At 66.0% G+C, this 18,753-nt stretch carries 14 protein-coding genes and 2 pseudogenes; 13 read left to right on the top strand and 3 right to left on the bottom strand.

Going from position 1 to position 18,753, the window contains the following annotated elements; translation table 11 throughout:
* Window positions 1-213 precede the first annotated feature (213 nt).
* On the top strand, window positions 214-1,089 hold the full coding sequence (locus tag B446_RS35440) for a hypothetical protein (RefSeq protein ID WP_020945043.1): 876 nt from the start codon (window positions 214-216) through the stop codon (window positions 1,087-1,089).
* Between the two features lie 55 nt (window positions 1,090-1,144).
* Entirely contained in the window at window positions 1,145-1,720 is a 576-nt protein-coding gene (locus tag B446_RS35435) for a hypothetical protein (protein ID WP_020945042.1), read from the top strand.
* 486 nt (window positions 1,721-2,206) lie between these two features.
* Here the strand turns inward: B446_RS35435 and B446_RS39840 are convergent, their stop codons facing one another.
* Window positions 2,207-2,356, bottom strand: a complete 150-nt coding sequence (locus B446_RS39840; protein WP_020945041.1) for a hypothetical protein — start codon at window positions 2,354-2,356, stop codon at window positions 2,207-2,209.
* Between the two features lie 268 nt (window positions 2,357-2,624).
* Between B446_RS39840 and B446_RS35430 the strand changes: the two genes are divergently transcribed.
* Together B446_RS35430 and B446_RS35425 are read left to right on the top strand one after the other, a co-directional pair.
* On the top strand, window positions 2,625-3,971 hold the full coding sequence (locus B446_RS35430) for a hypothetical protein (protein WP_148305762.1): 1,347 nt from the start codon (window positions 2,625-2,627) through the stop codon (window positions 3,969-3,971).
* A gap of 100 nt (window positions 3,972-4,071) precedes the next feature.
* On the top strand, window positions 4,072-5,457 hold the full coding sequence (locus tag B446_RS35425) for a hypothetical protein (RefSeq protein WP_020945039.1): 1,386 nt from the start codon (window positions 4,072-4,074) through the stop codon (window positions 5,455-5,457).
* On the opposite strand, the gene B446_RS35420 is transcribed toward B446_RS35425, so the two are convergent.
* Complete coding sequence (locus B446_RS35420) at window positions 5,458-5,682, bottom strand: hypothetical protein (RefSeq protein WP_020945038.1); 225 nt, start codon at window positions 5,680-5,682, stop codon at window positions 5,458-5,460.
* A 225-nt stretch (window positions 5,683-5,907) separates the two neighbouring features.
* On the opposite strand from B446_RS35420, the pseudogene B446_RS41035 reads away from it, so the two are divergent.
* The 6 genes and pseudogenes from B446_RS41035 to tcmP all read left to right on the top strand — a co-directional run.
* Window positions 5,908-7,719: pseudogene (locus B446_RS41035) on the top strand (peptidoglycan DD-metalloendopeptidase family protein); the annotation flags it as partial.
* 36 nt (window positions 7,720-7,755) lie between these two features.
* The gene (locus B446_RS39405) at window positions 7,756-8,448 is read left to right on the top strand and encodes a DUF3710 domain-containing protein (RefSeq protein WP_158506805.1); all 693 of its coding nucleotides are present in this window, start codon (window positions 7,756-7,758) and stop codon (window positions 8,446-8,448) included.
* Window positions 8,449-8,657: 209 nt separating this feature from the next.
* Window positions 8,658-8,813 (top strand): hypothetical protein, encoded by a 156-nt coding sequence (locus tag B446_RS39400; RefSeq protein ID WP_158506800.1) that lies wholly within the window; start codon window positions 8,658-8,660, stop codon window positions 8,811-8,813.
* A 1,385-nt stretch (window positions 8,814-10,198) separates the two neighbouring features.
* Entirely contained in the window at window positions 10,199-11,002 is an 804-nt protein-coding gene (locus B446_RS35400; protein WP_420010352.1) for a helix-turn-helix domain-containing protein, read from the top strand.
* Window positions 11,003-11,031: 29 nt separating this feature from the next.
* Entirely contained in the window at window positions 11,032-11,490 is a 459-nt protein-coding gene (locus tag B446_RS35395) for a hypothetical protein (protein WP_020945034.1), read from the top strand.
* 403 nt (window positions 11,491-11,893) lie between these two features.
* Window positions 11,894-13,024, top strand: a complete 1,131-nt coding sequence (gene tcmP, locus B446_RS37815; protein WP_020945033.1) for a three-Cys-motif partner protein TcmP — start codon at window positions 11,894-11,896, stop codon at window positions 13,022-13,024.
* A gap of 51 nt (window positions 13,025-13,075) precedes the next feature.
* Here the strand turns inward: tcmP and B446_RS35385 are convergent, their stop codons facing one another.
* Window positions 13,076-13,822 carry a DUF5131 family protein gene (locus B446_RS35385; RefSeq protein ID WP_020945032.1) on the bottom strand — a complete coding sequence of 249 codons (747 nt, stop codon included), beginning with the start codon at window positions 13,820-13,822 and terminating at the stop codon, window positions 13,076-13,078.
* Between the two features lie 1,643 nt (window positions 13,823-15,465).
* On the opposite strand from B446_RS35385, the gene B446_RS35380 reads away from it, so the two are divergent.
* The 3 genes and pseudogenes from B446_RS35380 to B446_RS39395 all read left to right on the top strand — a co-directional run bounded on the left by B446_RS35380 (window position 15,466) and on the right by B446_RS39395 (window position 17,413).
* Window positions 15,466-15,729: a hypothetical protein gene (locus B446_RS35380; protein ID WP_148305760.1), complete on the top strand. Its 264-nt coding sequence runs from the start codon at window positions 15,466-15,468 to the stop codon at window positions 15,727-15,729.
* A gap of 250 nt (window positions 15,730-15,979) precedes the next feature.
* Window positions 15,980-16,235 (top strand): annotated as a pseudogene (locus B446_RS40660) (TerD family protein); the annotation flags it as partial.
* A 740-nt stretch (window positions 16,236-16,975) separates the two neighbouring features.
* Complete coding sequence (locus B446_RS39395; protein ID WP_020945030.1) at window positions 16,976-17,413, top strand: hypothetical protein; 438 nt, start codon at window positions 16,976-16,978, stop codon at window positions 17,411-17,413.
* Window positions 17,414-18,753: the final 1,340 nt, after the last annotated feature.

The raw sequence follows: 18,753 nt of genomic DNA, 5'->3' as shown, positions 1-18,753 counted from the left end.
GACCTGTGCCGTAGCGGCCCAGCGGGCAATACGGGACGGGCAGACGCAAGAGCTGGAACGTACTCGATCCCAGATTGTCCTTACACAGTGGTTCCAGGTGGTCCTCTCACCTTGACCTCTCACTTGGCCCTCTCATATACCCGCTCACACGGCCAGGCGGGGAGAGGCTGAACTGGTTGTTCTCGCCATAGCAGTACGTCTAACTTCGGGGGCATGAAGACGACTTCGCCCGCCGAGCGGGACATACAGGCAGTCAAGGCGACGGGCCGCGACACCCGCACGGCGATCCTCCGCCGCTCGATCCGCGCCAACGTCCCGCTGCGCAAGACATTCGTACAGGCGCCCAGAGGCGCCGCGAGCAGGCACGGACCGCTCAGCGAGTTCGTGACCGGACGGGACCTGCGCGGACTGAAGGCGTACCTGCTGATCGTGGCCGCCTGCAGCAACGGCAGCGGCGCGGACGGCTGGTCGACCCGCCATGACAGCGCCGTGTGGGCGCGCATGATGGACATCGACCGCACCGCTACCGACCAGGCCGCGCGCACCGGCGCCTGGCGCACTCTGCGCCGGCTCCAGGACCGCAACCTGATCACCTGCACCCGCTCCGGCACGCAGATCACCGTCACCCTGCTGCGCGAGGACGGCCACGGCGACCCCTACGAGCGGCCGCTGGGCCAGACCGACGAGGACCTGTACCTGCAGATCCCCTCGACGTTCTGGACCAAGGGCTACGACGAAGTGGTCGACCTGCCCGCCCTGGCGCTGCTCCTGGTGGTGCTGCGCGAGAAGAACTGGTCGAAGTTCCCCGCCGAGAAGGCACCGCAGTGGTACGGCTGGTCGTCCGACACCCACGAGCGCGGCCTGAAGAAGCTGCTCGAGCTCGGCCTCGTCGAGCGCCGTCCGGAGTTCAAGCAGGCCCCGCTGGCGCCCAGCGGCTTCACCCTGGCCTACCAGTACCAGCGCACCACCGCCATGCGGCCGCGCAAGCCCCGCAAGCAGGCCGCCCAGCCCACCGGCAGCACGGGCAAGACGGCCAGCAGCAATGACACCAAGAAGCTTGCGGCCGCGGCCGCCAGACCAGGGAGGTGACCTCATAGCCCGTACCAGGGGGGAACGTCCGCGTACCCACAACGACAACGACGAGGTGAGGACGGCCTGGCTGGACGAGTCGTTCCGCGAGCACGAGACCGCCGGCTTCTACATCATCGCCGCCACGGTCCTTGACCCTGCCGTCGCCGGCACCGCCCGTCTGACGATGCGAGGGCTGAAAGGCCCACGCGACACCGCGAAGCTGCACTGGAACGAGATGGACCGCACCGAGCGCAAGGATGCCGCTCAGACGGTGGCCGCCCAGGAGGGGCTCCACGTCGTCTCGGTCGGCTCCCCAGTGCCCCGCCGCAAACAGGAACGGGCCCGCAGCAAGTGCCTGAGCGCCCTCATCCAGGAGCTCCACGGGTTCGGCGTATCTCGCCTGTGCCTGGAAGCGCGGGAAGACGAACTCAACGCCCGGGACATCCGCACCATAGCCACGGTCCGGCAGACCGTCCTGCCCAAGGGCAGCATGATGCGGGCCGAGCACATTCCCGGCGCCACGGAGCCCCTGCTGTGGATCTCAGACATCGTCGCTGGGGCCGTCCGCGCCCAGCGGCTGGGCGACAGCCGCTACACCGACCTGCTGGGGGAGACGCTGATCGACTTCGACGTGGCCACTGACTGTTGAAATCCGGGCCCAGAAAGACGCCGAGCCAGGCTCCCGGTCTGCCCCAGGTCACCTGGCTCCACTTCTAGCCGCCCGCGGCAGCTAGCTTCGCGTCTACCGTACCGTTCAATGCATTGCACTGCAATGCGTCGGTAGTGCCACCTCTGATCGCCTGCAGCGCCCCGCCAGCAGCGGGTGAGGACGGCATCGGGGACACGTCCCTAGGAGTCGCTGTCGAAGCTCCACGACAAGACGACCACCGCGTGTAGCCGCGACAGGGTGGCGCAGAGGCCGTCGGCCGAGCAAGCCTTCCGGCGACTGGGAAGCGGTCACGGCACGGCCGAAGCAATCACGCTGCTGAGCGCCTGCTTGCGACCGCTCGCCGGCAACGAGTAGCCCGGCGGCCAGCCCGTCGATTGGCGACTGACTCAGGTACACGTACGAGGCCCCCGGGTCCCTGGCCGCGGATGGCAGATCTATCCCCAGCCAGGGACCCAGAGCCCTGGGTTACTCGCCCATCAGGATGTGCAACAGGCCGACCACGCCTACGCCGACCATCAGGGCCACGCCAAATTCCGGCGCGCGGTAGGCGAGACATCCGGCGGCGGCCCCCACGATGATGAGGAGGACGGTGCGGACGCTGATCTGGCCGTTCATGGAGCCCCCTTGTTCCGGGTTCCAGGCCCGCCGTGCTGCTTCCGGCAAGTCGCTCACGGCGGGCCACCCCTTGGTTCCCGACGGCGGGCCGGGGCCGGCGCCCCGAGGACCGATGGTCGGTTTCCGCGAGCGCACCACCTACGAAATCGGGGGCGAAGCTGCTGCGGAAGCTGCAACCGAGAAACGCAGGGAAGCAAGCCGCCTCGAGGCACGTGCAACCAGGGGGGTGCACCGCCCGTTGCAGGGGAACAACAGGTCCATGAGGTGCGTGGGGACGCACCAGGACGCGCGCGAGATCGGCGCGCTGGGGGGACACATGAACGAGAGCGCTGGGAGCAATCCCTTCCATCCTGCGCAGTGGAAGGGCCGCAAGAAGGATGACGGCAAGGCCGAGTGGCCGCCGCCGGGCCTGCCTGCGAACAGGCGGGCGTGGCTTGTGTGGTTCGCTGACGCTCTTGCCCGTGGTGGATTCACCTCGCTTGGGCAGACCAGCAGGGAGGTGATCACGACCGACGGCAAGGGCCGCGAGATTCCGCGTCGGCAGCTTCACGTCGTCGAGAGCACTATGTCGCGGTGGCTTGACGGCAAGCACCTGCCGGGCCCGAGGCTCTTTCAGACCGTCATGGAGTGCCTCAACGAGCGCATTGAGGAGCGCCGGCGTATCGGCGGGAACGTTCCTGACCGGCTCACGGGGGCTGAGCTGGCCGAGGGCCTGCGGCTGCTGGAGGCCGCGCGGGTCGCCCGGGACGCGGCCATGCTTCCGGCCCAGTGCGACGTCGAGCAGCGGGAGCGCGACCTGGCCGAGGCTTCGGCCAGGCTCGAGGAGATGCGTGGGCTCAGGGACCGCCTGGCCGGCCAGCTGGAGGAAGCCCGTTCTTCCGTTGAACGCCTGCAGCAGCGGATCGCGGAGGTCGAGACTGCCAGCGAGGCACTGCGGGACGACTACGACGCGGCAGTGCGTCGCGTTCGGCAGCTGGAAGAGAGGCTGGCCGGTGTCCATGCCGCTCTGGAGGGCTGGCAGGCCCGCTACGAGGGCCTGCGCGCCGAGTACGAGACGGCCCGAGCGGCCGCACGGCAAGAGCGTATGGCGATGCAGGACGAGCTGTGCGACCTACGGGCCGCCGTCTGGTTGACCGGCCAGGACCTGCAGGAAGCCGAGGCGGCACGGCACGAAGCCGAGACGGCCTGGGACAAGCTGAGCGTTGACGCCAACAGCCTGAGGGAAGAGCTTCGCACCACCCGGCAGCGCGAGGACCAGAAGGCCGCGGACCGTCTGCAGAAGATTGACGAGGCCGTCCTGCGTTTGAAGACCGAGCCGTATCCGGAGCGATTTCTCCGCACCATCCGCGACACCTGGGACCGCGACGACATCTACCTGCTAGCCCTGCGATTGGGCGAGGAAGAGAAGGGGCCGAGCCCCCGCAGGCTGACGAACATGGTCGGTGTGCATTACTACGACCCTTCTGATGGCAAGCCCGGTATTCTGCGTCGATTTATCGCGGATCTGTACCACATCCGGCTTGAGCCGCGCGCTCGTCTGCCGCGTAAGAGGCCGGTCAACGCCGAAGACGGCGGCACGAACCCGTTCGCTCTGGGCGACGGCACACAAATCTGAGCCGCGAGTACGGGCAGCCCATCCCACCTGCCTCAGGGTGTCCTGGGGGGAGGACAGGCGGGAAACGCAGCGCAAGCCTCGGGTGCAACGGGGGTGACGTATGGACGACGGCAAAGGGCCGCATCACCCGGCTCACTGGGATCTCGGCAGGGTCGGCAGGGGTAAGGAGAAGCCTGAGAGGCAGCAGCGCTGCCCCGAGTGGCAGGCGTGGGTGGCGTGGTTAGAGGAGTGCCTGGAGCGGGGCGGATGGGACTCACTCACCCAGGCGGCCACCGTCAAGATGACGAGCGACTACGGCACAGAGCTCGAGAAAGCACGGCTGGGCATCGACCAGAGCACGCTGTCACGGTGGCTGAACGCGGTGAACCTGCCGCAGACGAATAAGGTGCGCACGTTCGTCGCGGCCCTCAACGAATCCATCGCCCGGCCAGTCAGCGACGCGGAGCTGGTGGAGGGCCTGCGTCTGCTGGCGCGTGCACGTAAAGCGGTCGACCTGCCGGCGCAACGCGCCCTGGTACAGACCCAGAAGGAACTGGTCGAGACCTTCGACGGCTGGTCCGGGTGGCGCGCGGTGCACGAGCGGCTCACGGGCCAGCTGGAAGAAGCCAAGACGATGGTCGAGCGGCTCAAGCAACTGCAGAGGGGCTTCGACGTGGCGGACGCCGAGGCCAGGCGGCTGAGTGCCGAGCTGGCCGCGGCGCAGCGGCACGTCGACAAACTGGAGGAGCGCCTGACGGACGTCGAGAATGTGCTGAAGAACTGGCAGGACCGCTACAACCAGGCGCACGCCGAGTGCGAGACGGCCCGCGAGAGCGCACGCGACGAACGGCTGCTCATGCAGGATGAACTGTCCACGGCGCGGGCACGCGCCGTCCTGGCGGAACAGGAGCGGAAGAAGGCGCGGAAGGAAGTCAAGGCGCTGCGGGAGGCGCTTGCCAAGTCCCAGCTCGCCCTGGCGATGGGGCCCCTTGCAAACGTATTTGCAACCTCGCTGGCCGGAGCCCGGGGAGGTGCAGAAGGAAATGCATCCCCGACGCCATCTGCAGGAACGTCCCCGGGCCCCGGTTCCACCGCATCCACGGAACCCCATGATCCCGCAGCAGCCACCACCGCGGATGCTCGGCTCGGTGACTCGGGTGGACCGACGGCCTCGCCCAGCACTTCCAGTAGGCGGACTCCGCCCTCCACACCGGCCGTAGGCGGGTACCGCTCTCCGGTCCCACCGCCGCCCCCCTCCGCGCACTACGGCAGCCGGCCTGTCTCCGTGTACTGGGAGAGCCATATCACCCTGACTCTGCTGCTCGCCGTGCTAGCCACGTCTCATCTCGCAGAATCAGGAACTCCGCTCAAATTTCATGGGGTGGCCCGGGCCTGTAGTGGCGGTGCTCAGGGCTTTCCTCGAGACGGCTGTCGTGCGAACCGGATGGCGGGCAGGACTGGTAGCTACTCTCCTGCCCGCGCCGGTTGGACAATGTTCAGTGCGTGATCAGTGCTTGGTGCAGCCCTGCCCGGTCGGAGAAGAGCTGGTGGCCGGCAGCGGCCTTTGGGAGGCTGCCTGTCCCTGGTCTTGGCCCTGCAGCAGCAGGATTAGGAGCGTGATGACGACGGCTCCCACTCCAAGAGCGCTTCCGAGCTCGGGACGCTTGTGGGCGATGTACACCGCCAGTCCTCCGAGAACAAGGACGACAATGGTGGTCAGGTCGATGAGCATGCGTTTCCTTCGGCCGTGGAGACCCGCACGCCCGCGGCTCTGGCAGGTCAGGGGCGAGCGGGTCTCCGTCTGAACCGCACAGACTCTCCGAGAAGCCCAGGAGGTGGGCCACGCGCTGTGCGGCACGATCACTCTGAAACGCCGCTGTGCGTTGCCGTAAGACGCACCGTCAGACCCCTTTGAAGTGGGACGATTTCCAGCAAGGCAACGCACGATGGGGGATGGATGGGTGATCAGGACAAGGCACAGCCGCCGGGCCTCAACCCGATCAAGCCGGGCCTGAGGGAGCCGCAACGCGCTCTCATCGAGCTGTTCAGGCAGCTGTACCAGCACAGCGGCTGGAGCAATCTGGGGGAACTCGCCGATGACGTTGGCGTCTCACGCGGACAGGTTTCTCGAATCTTGTCTGGAGACCGGCCGCCTTCCCGGTCCTTCTACGACAGTTTCTTCACAGCCTTAGAAGAGAAGACGGGAAGAGCTGTCACTGAAGAAGTGCATGACACCAATCTCCTTCTCTACTACAACTACATTCGAGAAAAGAACCCTCACGAATACCATGCTTTCATCGTCGGGCAAGAGAAGAAAAAAGCACAGAGGGAACTCGAGTCCACGCAGCAGATAGTAGAAGAGATCAGAGGAGAGATCGCCGCTGCGCACGGAGCGAGGGAAAAGCTTGAGCAGAGGTGCCGGGCTCTCGAAGAGTCGGCCGCCGCAGCAGACTCCAAGAACGCAGAAGTTCAGAAATATCTGCAAAATGAGCGAACGCAGAACCAACTCATTCGGGACCGTCTCGCCGAGGAAATAGCATCGCTCAAGGAAGAACTTCGGAACGCCGAGACCGACCGTGACAATGCCCTTCGGAAGTGTCAAGAGCTGCACGAACAGCTGCGCCACGCGAGACGGGCAGCCCGGGTAGCAGCCCAGCAAGAACACGACGCGCACCAGGTGCAACTGCGAGAAGAGAGAGAAAAAAGTGAGGAACTGCGCCTTCAGCTAGAGACGCTGAAGGGAAAAATGAAAGACATGGTGAATCTTCGGAACTGGCACGAGCTGGATGAGGACGACGAGCCAGCCTCGTTACACAACACCGCAAGGGTGCCGACTCAGGACCGCGGCACCTACTCGTCCAAGGACCACGCGGAACCCTCTACCGCTCCGAACGAGCGCACCGAGGAATACGTAGCCCCTGTCAATGCACTCGTCATCAGGGGGTTCTGTCTCGTCGAGTCACATTGGTCGGGAAATGACCACAAAGGAATTGACTTCGATGTCCCCATGAGGACACCCGTAAAATCCATTACTGATGGCACAGTTGCGAGGGCTGGGTGGGCCGGCTCATATGGCTACCAGGTCGTCATATGGCACAAAGAGGATTTGTTCTACAGTTCCTATTCCCACCTGTCCGCAATTTGTGTACGTCAAGGACAAGCGGTCGAAGCAGGCGCCAAACTGGGCGACAGTGGGGCGACCGGCAACAGCACCATCCCCCAACTTCACCTGCAGATCCATACAGGCCCGGAAACAGGACAGGTCGACCCCGTTGCCTACCTGGCAACGCGCGGCGTCGACCTCGACAACCCTGCCACGCAACCACCACGCGAACAGCCGGCAGAACTCTTGGTCGCTGCACAGATCCGCCGACTCCACTCGCACATCGAGTACGAACGAATCTCAGCAGTTTCCAAGCTGGCAACGCTGAGCCGGGAACTGCCGCACACAACACCAGAAATCATGCAAGCACTCTGTTCCTACATCCGCCGCTCTCCGGCAGAGCCAGAAGCCAGCCCACCGTCGGCCAGTGTGCGAAACGCACTGGAAATCGTGCTGTCGCAAAGTGAACCGAATCGCACCCTGGACCTGCACGGAGCCAATCTATCGAGGCTATCACTTGTAGGGACTGACTTTCGCGGTGCTCAACTAGAGGGAGTAAACTTCAGCGGGTCGCACCTTCAAAATGCGAATATGCAATACGCGCAACTAGCGGACGCCAATCTGGCCGATGCTGATTTGACGCAAACAGATCTTCGCGGTGCGGAGCTGACTGGAGTTCAAGGCCTCACCGCAGACGTGCTCATGCAAGCCAAAGCCATCATCGACAAGCATACAATTCCACCGACTCCTGATTTTTGGAAAAAACGGAACAAAAGCGCTGCATCGAAAGCTGTCACCCCTAGAGGAAATAACCCAAGATCACAAGGTCCATGGGACTACTCGGAAGTCGACCAACCAGTCGAAGGTCGGCTAGACTTCGGCGGTCTAATACTGCCGATTGTGGATAATATGGAGATACGGGTCGATGTCGCGGGCAACGCGATCATCTCGGCGACCGTAGTGCTCCGCGACAGCGCCATCCACTTGCAAGCCTTCGCTGCGCCAAAAAGCGAAGGGATTTGGGACGCGGTACGCGAGGAGATCGGCACCGGAATTGTCCAGCAGGGCGGCATCATCGACGAAGTCGAGGGGCCATTGGGATGGGAGCTGCAGGCCCAAGTGCAGGTGCAGCTGCCGGACGGCTCTGATGGCTTCCAGATCGTGCGCTTCGTAGGCGTCGACGGTCCGCGTTGGTTCCTGCGCGGTGTGATCTCGGGGAAGGCCGCACTTCATCCGCACGCGGCCAGCGAGGTGGAGCAGGTTTTTCGGGACACAGTCGTGGTCCGTGGCCAGGACCCGATGGCGCCCCGCGACCCCATCCTTCTCAGGCTGTCAGAGGGCATGGAAATAAACTCGCCTTCCCAAGAGCCCGAGAACGGCGCTGCAGCGTCATGACTTGTACTGCTAGAGCCTTGATGCCTCTCTCCCCGGCAGAGGGGCGGCTTGCCATGCGCTGTAGCGCAGCAGCTGCTCCCCAAGCCCCTCTCGCCCTCGCCCGCCGGCATCCCGACGAACGCCCCCTCGCGAGCCGCCTGGCCGCTCGGTCGGCCGGCCATGCGGGCTGCGGGCGGCCCTTTCCTCAGACCGCTCAAATGCTGCAGGGGATGCACGTCATTACCCTGCTCGTGCTGTGCGTCGTACTGCTCCTGGCCGTTGTCGGCGTGGCTGTGGTCGTCGGCCTCGGCTACGTCGTTCACCGCCGGCCGGCGCTCGCGGCGCCGGTCGGTGTCGCCCTCACCGCCGCGGTCGGCATCCTCTAGGCCGCCGTGTCGTGACCGGACGCCGTACCGGGGAAGAGGCTGCCGAGGGTTCAGCGGGACCGGGCCAGCACCATGGGGCTCCCCAGGGGAGTAGTTGGCGCGTCGAAGCACCCGGGATCACGGCGATGAGCTGCGGTTTTGATGGGCCCCGGACGACGTCCAGTGTGACCCAGGACGCTACCTGGGAGGTTCGCGGCGGTCGGTTGGCTGACGAGAGTGCCACACGCGCGGCTAGGGAGCGCGCTGGCCATGAAGCGGAGGAGGAACGGAACCAGCCCCGGTTCCGGGCGCGCGCTGCATGCCCGGCGCCACCGCCGCTGGTTCCGCCTGAGGCTAGCTACAGCCCCAGTCGCACCGCGTCAGCCTCCAAGCCCGTGTCAGCTCAGCGCAGAGCCGGGGCTCGCAGCCGGCGGTGCCGTCGGAGCGGGCCCGGCCGGTGGTGCCCTCGGACCCGGCTGGAGGTGCCGCGTACATGGCGGGCTGGTGGATTTGTTGACACGCTTGTGGATCTTGAAGCGGTGAGGCAGGGGCGCGCGGCAGGTGCGCAGAGAGACGTCGAAGTCCGCGCGGGCGCACTCGGGGCCGTTGATTCACCCTTATATGTCCGATTTTCTCGATCGTTTTTGATCGATTGATGACGATTGTGTACGGGGCTTTCTGGGCGTGACCGTCCGGACGGCGGTGGGCACCTGTACCCATGGCGCTACTTTCTGGCGCGGGACCGCTGCGCAAAGTAGTAGCGTCCTGCTCCCGGCACCTTGCCGGACGGCAAAGACCCCGGCACCGATGGTTGGTAGCCCGTGCGCCGGGGTCTTGTCGCTTCCAACGCCAGCCCGAAGCAAGGGAGATCCCGATGTCGCTGCGCCGACGCCGAACACGCCTTCCCGCAGGCGCATACGCACTTGCGCGGAAAACGAGTCGTGAACGTATCATCCCGTCGCCGCACCCGGCTCAAACCCCGGTATGGCATGTCAAGGCTGTCATGCTCCGCGGGAGTCTGCCCATGGCCGCGATCTGCCTCCCTCTGCTCGCGATCCCGGGCGCTCTACCCCCACGTGCGCTGCCCGTCATTGCCCTCTTTCTGACGACTGCTCACGGGTCTGTGCTGGTCCGCCAGTGGATTTCCCGACGCTGACCTGATTGCCGGTGGGATGCGAGTGGATGCTCGCGCTTCACCGGCCCCCAGCCGTATCCGGCCGCAGGCGGCCGGATACGCCGGTACAGATACCCGTCCAGCGCCCCGAAAGAGTCTTCCCTTGACCACTCGTTCCCGCGACCAGATGGGTGACCGCACGCCGCGCCCCGCCCGCTCGGCGCCCTCAGCCGATCCCGCCCGTGCCAGCCGCTGCACCGAGGCCCTCCGCGACATAGCGGAGGACTGCACCGTGGTCTCCGAAGCCCTGCTGCTCAGCGCCTACCGGGTGGGCACGCCGAACACCGAACTTCTACAGCTTCTCGTCAGCCTCCGGGACGTGGTGGACGAGGCGATCGGGGTCGTCGTCGTCCGCCAGCGCGCCCAGGGTGAGCCGCTCGCAGACCTCGAGCCGATCGCGAGGCGTACCGAGGACCGGCTGCGCAAGAAATACGATCCCCTCTCCGTCGACCGTGCCCTGGCCACCCGCCGACGGCCCATGCCCGCCATGCCCGCCCACAACTCCGCAACCGCTGCCGGCACACCGATGCTGCGCAGGCCGGGCCAGCGCCTGGCCTGCGCCCTCACCCGGATGTGGAACGCATCCGGCCGTCGCCAGCGGGAAATCGCCGAGCAGATGGGCGTCCACGAGTCCTACGTCTCCCGCATGCTTTCCGGTCAGCGTGAAGTCTCCTGGAGACATGTCAGGATCATCTGCGAGGTGTGCGGTTCCGACCCTCAGCTGATGAAACCGCTGTGGGAAGCAGCCGCCAACGTCCAGCCCTCGAACGCCGAAGACCCTGTCCACTACCTGCGCACCTATCTGCAGGGCCTGTACTACGCGTTCGGCTCACCGGACCCCGAGGTCATCCTGGCCGCCGCCCAGCGCACCATCAGCGCCGACGACCTCGGCCGCGCAATGCTCGGCCCCGGCGTCCCCGACTGGCCGGTGATCGAGCGGCTCACCGTCCTCCTGCAAAGCCTGCCCAACATCACCCGGCCCCTGTGGCGCCGTGCTCAGGCGGCCGCCGAAAGCAGCCCCACCACCTTCAGCTGACCTGCCTGCCACCGTCAGAGGGAAGGACCATGAAGCCCACACCGCCCGCCGCGGCAGTACTCACCACTGCCTTCTACGCCTTCTACGACCTGCACCACCCGGCCTACCACGCCTACGCTGCTGCACGCCTCTCTCGCGAGGAAGCCCGGCTCAGCGTCACCCAACTCTTCGACCTCATCGCCAGCAACTGGACCTGGATCATGACCGAACGGTGCCCCTCCGCCTGGGCCTGGGAAGAGCACACTCGAGCCGTCGCCCGCCGCGCTGGCCACACTTCCACGCCAGCCGAGGACACCGCACTACTCCACGACTACCTCTGCCTGAGCATCGACCGCATCGCCACCGTCACCGGCACTGATAGTGCTCGGGTCACTGCGCTCCTCGCTGCTGCCCGCCGGACCTCCCAAACGGCTGTGCGGAAGAGGTCGCCTTCGTGGGGTAGGTGGAGGGTGCGGCTGGGTGCTCTGGGCTGGAGTTGCAGCGGCTAGCTCGGCCGGAGGAAACGGGCGGCGTTTGTTCGCGACTGCTGGAGGTCAGGCCCGGCTCAGCAGCCAGACGGCTGCGCCGTAGCGGTCACTGGAGCCGGTATCCGGAGCGTCGCCATCTGAAAGGAAACGGTGCTCCCTGTGCCCGCCGGGAGGGTCCTGGGTGCGCCCCGATCCCGTGGTGCTCCCGGCGGAGGTGGTCCCGCTTTAGTGATCATGACCGTAAGCCGGCAGCAGTGCTCCCCGCTCCTGCAGGGGTGGGCAGTGGTGCCCGGCATTGTGTCCCGGTCTTGCCGGGTATTCGCTTGTGCTTCACCATGTGTGACCTGGTGAGTACCAAAGTCCTGGGGGCGGGATGTCGTCTGGAACGGGTGGGGGGTACTGGGCGGACAAGGCGTTGCCCAGTGTGTTCAAGCACGAGTTACTCAGGCGGTATCTGCCGCAGTTCGGGGGGATGACGAGCAGGCAGTCCCAGGAGGGGCGCGTTGTCTACCTCGACGGATACGCGGGCGAGGGGCGCTATGAGAATGGTGACCCGGCATCTGCGGAGATCGCGTTGCGGGTCGCTTCGTATCTGCGTAGCGGGCCCGGGCTCACGCTGGAGTGCTTCTTCTCCGAGCCTCAGGCGAAGTCGTTTGAGCGGCTGCGCGAGGTGATCCAGCTCTACCTTCCTCGAGGCGTCCGGGCGCATGCTCATCGTGGTGAGGTCGACAGCCTTCTCGACCAGGTTGTCGAACGGGCTGCCCGGCAGCCGCTGTTCCTCTTCCTTGACCCTTGCGGGCTCGTCCTGCCGCAGGACCGCCTGGTCGATGTCCTCGCGCGCAAGCGCGCGCAGCAGCGGCCGGCGACCGAGTTGCTGATGAACTTCAGCATGATGGCCGTGTGGCGTCTTGGCGGGCACGTCCGTTCCCCGCGCGGCAACGAGACGTCGCTGCGGCGGTTCGATGACGTGTGCGGCGGGACGTGGTGGCGGGAGTACTTCGCCGACGCGGTGTCTTCCTGCGATGTCGAGGGCGCGGCCGGGGACGCGATCGAGGCTGTGGCGGCCGAATACGCCCGTCGTCTGGCCGGGCGCACCGAGATGGTCGTGCAGTCGGTGCCGGTATCGCACTCCCCTCGCAAGCGGGCGGTGTACCGACTGGTGTTCGCCACCCGCAGCCCGTACGGCCTGTGGGTGTTCGGGGACACCGTCGCACGGGCGCGGACGCAGTGGTGGGAGACCCTGGAGGAGCGCGAGGAGGACGATGCGCTGTTCTCCATGACCTCAATGACCCGCCCGGATCCGAAGGAGGTCGAGGCCAGGGCAGTCCCGGAGATTGCCGAGAATCTGGCGAAGCTGCTGCTCAGGGTGCGGCGGCCAGTGAAGCTTGTCGACCACACGCTGGAGGTTTTCGGCTCCTTCTACGGGCAGGTCACCGAGCCCGCAGTGCGCCAGGCGGTGCGGCTGCTGCACGAGCAGGGCAGGACGCCCAGCAATGGGGTGGGCGTGAAGAAGACTCGGGAGATCACTCTGTACCCCGGCAACCTTGCGGCCTGATGTGATGGCGTGGCCTGGGCCGGCTTGGCCACCGCGCCACGCGCAGGTCGGTCAGGCTGCGGCGTGCAGGGGCATCTGGTCCCAGGTCCGCCCCTGCAGGAGACGACCGCCGGCCTTGGGCGTGCGGCCACCCCACTGCTTGAAGAAGAACGCGACGCCGGCGTCCTGGCAGGCGTCTCGGATCTGGGTCACCCAGGTCTCCTCCAGTGGCCGGTATCCGGGCCCTGACTCGCCACCTGCGATCACCCAGTGGATGCCGTCCAGGTCCAGGCCGGTCAGCGGTCCCAGCAGCGGCTCGCACGACAAGAACCGCACAGCCGCAGGGACCTCACGCAGATCCTTGACGCGCGCCAGCTCCTTCTCGGTCTCCACCGATACGCCCATCCACAGGTTGTCCGGCCAGTCGAGTTGTGGGGCGAGTTGCCGCAGGCGCCGTGCCCGCTTGGTCAGCACCTGGTAGGTGTGTTGCGGGGTAGCGGCGATCACGTCGAAGACACGGTGCACGTAGTCGAGTGGCACTCTCGCGTGGAACAGGTCGGACATCGAGTTCACAAACACCGTCCGCGGGCTCTTCCACCCGTAGGGGACGTTCAGCGCGTCTGGATGGAGCGTGACACCGAATCCTGGCCCGGAGGTGCGCGGATCACCGTCGTTTTGGTACTTCGTCGCTCCCATCGCCTTCAGACGCTTGGCGAGGACCAGGGCGTAGCAGTTGTCGCAGCCGGAGGAGAGGCGGTCACAGCCGGTCGTGGGGTTCCAGGTGGCTTCCGTCCATTCGATCGCGCTGCGGTCGCTCACCGGTTTCCTCCTGCCCGCGCGTATGCGGCTGCCAAGCAGGCGGCCACGGTGTGCTGCCTAACGATGCCCGCTCCACCCGGACACGTGGCCCCGATCACCGGTATCCGCGCACTCTCGATCGTTTCTCGTAACCTCACTCGAACCTCCGCTCAGGAACCTAGTGCTTGTGATCGGCCATGGTCGATACAGCCGCTTCTTCTCTGCCTCGCCGGGCCCGGAGGACAGCTGCCCGCAGCGTCACCCTCCGCATCCCCGCTTTGTCGGCGTCCCCGGGCGCTTTTGCCCTTGGCGCAGGCCCGACGCAGGGCAGCGGCCTTGGCCTCTGCAGCCGGCGGCGGCGCTATACGTGCCCAGCTCGATTGCGGAGGAGGAAGCACGCGTCGAGGAGGTGGTGGGGCCAGTGTGCGCCGCAAAGCTCTGAGCCAGTCGTGCGGCTTGGTCAGGAGCCTGTCCACCAGGCGAGGCTGTGGAGGAGCGAGCGGATCCCCTGGGCGCCCCCCTGGGCTGTTGCCGCGGTAAATGCGGCACTGGGGTGGGCTGTTTGTGTGCGCGGTGCGCATGCGGAAACGGCGGTCTGAGCAGCGGTGCCCGCAGAACTTGGCGGTTCTTCCTGCATTCCACGTTCCTCGCAGGGCTACAGCTGGCGGGGATGGTCCGAACGTGCTCCCGAGCGAGGGGCAGCCAGATGCGTGCTCCCCGCGCCTGCGGGGATGGTCCCGCCCCTAGCGATCATGATCGTAAGTCCCCGCCCCTGCAGGGATGGTTGACTGCAGAGAAGCTCTGAACTGCATTGATGGGCTAACTGGGCGTGGCTGGAGACTGAGCCAACGTACAGGCTGGGAACGATGGCGAGGATGAGCAGAGGCCCCGGCGAAGAAGGCGCCTACCACAGCACTCTCCTGACCGGGGCCCTCCGCGTGAGCTCTGCTTGTGCCTGCTGTCGTCACAACTAACAAACCAAGAGGGCTCGTATGGAGCGTACCGCCCTTGCGGCCTCTGTCGAGGGAGGACGGTCTCTGTTGGGCCCAACTCTATCATTTGTGAAACGACATGATCATGACAGTCAGTGATCGCGCAAGCTGCTCTGCGCCTGCCGTGGTTCGCCACAGGGCCCCCTCGCGGCGACGCTCCGATCTGTAATACCGAGGCATATACAGCCCTAGATACAAGTTATCGGTTGTTCCACATGCGCCCATCGGAGATATTTCTTTCCCCGTACATCCTGCTTTCCTGTCGCCAGAGCTGAACAAAATGATCTTGCTCGCTGGGTTGTCGGGTATTTCTTGCTGAGGGGGTCGGCGCGCAGAGGAGCGTTCCGACGGTCTTCCGCCAGTCTTCTGAGAACGTGTCAAAAGGCCTGGGCGCGACAGCGGGGAATGTCGGCTCGGACCAACGGGCACGGTGCGTGGGAGACTTCGCCTTCAGGAGACCGCACCGTCCCCGCCCGCTTCGGATACCGTGGGTCCCAGGTGTTCAACTGCTCGTGCACGCGCGTCTCGGGAGGGGGCCGCTAGTAACATCACGAGAGCACCGCACATGGAGCGGTACGACGTCTACCACCCGGCTCTGCCGGTCGTCGGGCCCTCCGCGTGAGCAATGCAAAGCCCTGCTGTCGTCACACTCAGATCAAGAAAGAAGTTCATATGACTGCTTCAACAGTCCCGCCGTCCGGCATGCCCGGCGCGTGCGAGGCATGCGACCGGCGCAAGGAGACCCTGGAGCGGGTCAAGAACCGCCTGATCACGGCGTCGCAGTCCGTGCTCGGAGTCGGGTCCACGGCCCTGGGCGGCAGCGGTGTCTGGCTGTTCGCCCACGACCAGCCGATGTCGGCCAGCGCCGCTGCTGTGCTCGGGGGCCTCGGTTTCACGGCGATCAAGATGCTGGCGAAGCTGCGGCCGAGGTCATGAGGCAGATGCCCCACCAGGAGGTCCTGGTGGGGCACGTCCACCGCCTCGGGGCGGGGGCCGTGACCACACCCTGGTTGCGGAGCCCCGCCCCTTTTCATGTGTCCGAACCAGCAGTTCGTCCCCGACGTCCACAGCGGATGCGATCTCTCCGGTGCTTACTGCTACGTCTACGAACACGAGGACACCACCTGGCGGACCCCGACGTGCCGTGCTGCTGGGCGTGGACGGGAAGGTGCGCGACGACGCTGGCTTGGTGGTCGCCGCGAGCCGGTACGGCGACGCCCGCTTCGGAGAGGTGGAGGAGCCCAGCGTCACGTTGTCCGACGCGACGGGCGAGGGGCTGCTCCGGTTCGCGGTCGACGACGCCGACGCGGTCAGCGCGGTCATCTTCGGCGAGCTGTACCGCCGCGGAGGGCGAGTGGAAGTTCCGCGCGGTCGGGCAGGGGTACGCCGCGGGCCTGGCCGGTCTGGCCACGGACTTCGGCGTCGACGTCGAGGACGACGCGCCGTCCGGGTCCGCGCTCAAGGACACGGTCGGCGACCCTCGCGGGGCGCAGGTGGAGGCTTGTCCAGCGCGACGGGCTGCTCAGGAGGCAGCGGCTGCTGCCCCTCGCCGCGCGAGCGGGGCAACACCGTGAAGCAAACCTGCCCCGACATCTTCGAGCTGCAGAGCACCACCATCCTGGGCACCGACCCGTCCCGCCTCGAGCCCGCCGCGGAGGACCACCATGTCCGTACCCTTCACGGCCACCATGCTCGCCTCGGCCCTGCCGGACCAATCTGGTCGCTGACGAGGCTGAATGGCGCCTTCTGGACGGCTCGGCCTGCCGGCCGGGCGCCGCGAAGCCCGGCGAACGCACGGCCAGCACTTCCCACCGTGCATCACGGAGTTGTGGGGCGACGTACCGCGGCGCAACACGCACTTCACCAGGTGCGAGCCATCCAGGAACGTGTCCCCTCACCGGCTGCACGGTGCCGGACCGGGCGCCTCGCCGTGCACGGCATGGGCGGGGTCGGCAAGACACAGATGGCCGTCGAGTACGTCTACCGCTACGCGTGCGACTACGACGCGGTCTGGTGGAACAAGGCGGGCGGCACACACAGTGACGCCGGTTCTCAACTCTCCAGCACAACCTGGCCTGAGGGCCGGCGGCGAGCTCCCGCCCAACAGCCATGCCCGCCCCCGGGACCTGCGGGACCCTGGTCTACGAGGAGCACGGCCGCCTCCACCCTGCTCCCACCCGAGATGTCCGCGGTCGACTTCGGGCCGGCCGAGGAGATGGACAAGGCGCCGGCGACCACGATGGTCGTGGAGACCGACAGGGCCATCGAGCAGTTGGACTCCCTCAAGGCGGCCTACGACGACGCCCCGGAACAGCTCGGCATCGCGACACTGACCTCGAACCACTCCGATGGGTCGGGCCGGCAGTTACGCCCCGCGCTGCCTTCCCGGCGAGGACGTCCGCAACCCGTCGGTGTACTGCGCCGACCCGGAACGGCTGACCCGGCACGCCCGGAGAGAGAGGAAGTCCAAGCCAGCGCGAGGTCGCACACCGACTTGAATGGTCGCCGAGGAGACACGGACACCAACTGCAGCTCCCAGCCCGACCTCGGCCCCTCCCCCGAGCGGGCCGAGGAGCACAAGACGACGACGTTCATCTCCACGCCCATGAAGCCGAGATGACCAACGCAGCGTTGTACCTGCGCCGCCCCCTCCTCGTCACAGGCATCCCGACACCAGCAACAGCACGCTGACCCAGTCCGTGGTGTACGCCCTGGAGCTCGACCAGCGCAGGACACAGCCGAGCACCAGGGCCGACCGCCCTTCACAAGGGGGCTGTACAGCTACAACGCCATGGGCCGGTTGCAGCGCCCTACGCGCAGGCCCGGAACAGGTCCGCCTCGTCGGCGTTGTCGAGTATCACCAGCCAGCGGGCGGACAGTCACCTCGACGTGTGGAACCGAGAGCCGGTGACCGTAAAGGGCACCCTCACATCAGGGCAGGTCAGAGGTGAGGTGCTTCTTCAAGAAGCCCAGCCTCACGGAGTCCTCCATGGCACCCGAACTCCTCAACATCGCGGCCCAGGGCACCACCTTCACGAAGAAGGACTTCGGGAAGAACTAGAACGCCTGCAGCGCCACCAACTCGTACGTCCGTCCATTCATGCAGCTCATCGCACAATTGTCATGAACATTACACACCGACAGGGGATCTCGAACCTGACCGGCGACCGGCCGAATACTCCCACGCAGTAGCCAACTCATACCCAGAAGTGCCGTCGACATACTCCCCCTCAGCGCCCACCTGGCCTACTTATCAGTAAGCCAGTGGAATAAAAAGCCAGGCATGGGAGAACGCAATGAGAGCTGATAACCACTCTGAAAATCCCAAGGCACATACTTCATCCGCGCCCCTTGGATCTATATTGTGAGGCTGGACAGCCTTCTAGCCGACCATCGAGCCTCTCTCACCCCCGAAACTCCAGGTGGATTAAACTGGTTCGTGATCCTACTCGATGCATCAGCTCACAAGCGAACTGATGCATCGGCACGTCGGTACGACTATAAAGTGTCTCAACTGCGCAGGGCGTGTGCTACGTTTCCCGCGTACTGGTTGTGTTGGTCCGCTGGCCAGGATAGTTCGACCGGTCGTCTCTGACGGAGAGTCCGGTGACGCTAAGTCAGTTCGGGAGTCCGAGCTGGCAGTCCCTCCCAGGCCCCGGCCTCGAACGGGAGGCAGTGGGCCATGGTTCGTGATCCTACCCGTTAGCAGAGTTGATGCAGCCTCACCCCTGCTGCTGCCCGGCGAAGCCGGCAAGGGGCGGGAGCGCAGCGGACGCCCCGCCCGGAGGGAGCGCAGCGACCCGGGCCAGGATTGGAGCGAAGCGGAAATCCGAATTCATGCGAAGCGTGAATTCCTCAACACGCGGAGCGGGTTATAGAAAAGCGCGAAGCGCTTTTCCAGAATTCGCGAAGCGAATTCCGTTGCTCCTCGCGCAGCGAGGAGGGACCCGCTCCGCGGGC

It is taken from the genome of Streptomyces collinus Tu 365, assembly GCF_000444875.1.
GTDB lineage: Bacteria > Actinomycetota > Actinomycetes > Streptomycetales > Streptomycetaceae > Streptomyces > Streptomyces collinus_A.
Note: the sequence above shows the minus strand (reverse complement) of the source record. Positions and strands in the feature narration are given on the sequence as shown.

Bases quoted from the DNA above. Each gene is read 5' to 3' on its own strand.
- B446_RS35420 (WP_020945038.1), bottom strand. From the start codon at position 5,682: ATGCTCATCGACCTGACCACCATTGTCGTCCTTGTTCTCGGAGGACTG.
- B446_RS35440 (WP_020945043.1), top strand. From the start codon at position 214: ATGAAGACGACTTCGCCCGCCGAGCGGGACATACAGGCAGTCAAGGCG.
- B446_RS35395 (WP_020945034.1), top strand. From the start codon at position 11,032: ATGAAGCCCACACCGCCCGCCGCGGCAGTACTCACCACTGCCTTCTAC.
- B446_RS39840 (WP_020945041.1), bottom strand. From the start codon at position 2,356: ATGAACGGCCAGATCAGCGTCCGCACCGTCCTCCTCATCATCGTGGGG.
- B446_RS35425 (WP_020945039.1), top strand. From the start codon at position 4,072: ATGGACGACGGCAAAGGGCCGCATCACCCGGCTCACTGGGATCTCGGC.
- B446_RS35380 (WP_148305760.1), top strand. From the start codon at position 15,466: ATGACTGCTTCAACAGTCCCGCCGTCCGGCATGCCCGGCGCGTGCGAG.
- B446_RS39395 (WP_020945030.1), top strand. From the start codon at position 16,976: ATGTCCGCGGTCGACTTCGGGCCGGCCGAGGAGATGGACAAGGCGCCG.
- B446_RS39400 (WP_158506800.1), top strand. From the start codon at position 8,658: ATGCACGTCATTACCCTGCTCGTGCTGTGCGTCGTACTGCTCCTGGCC.
- B446_RS39405 (WP_158506805.1), top strand. From the start codon at position 7,756: ATGCAAGCCAAAGCCATCATCGACAAGCATACAATTCCACCGACTCCT.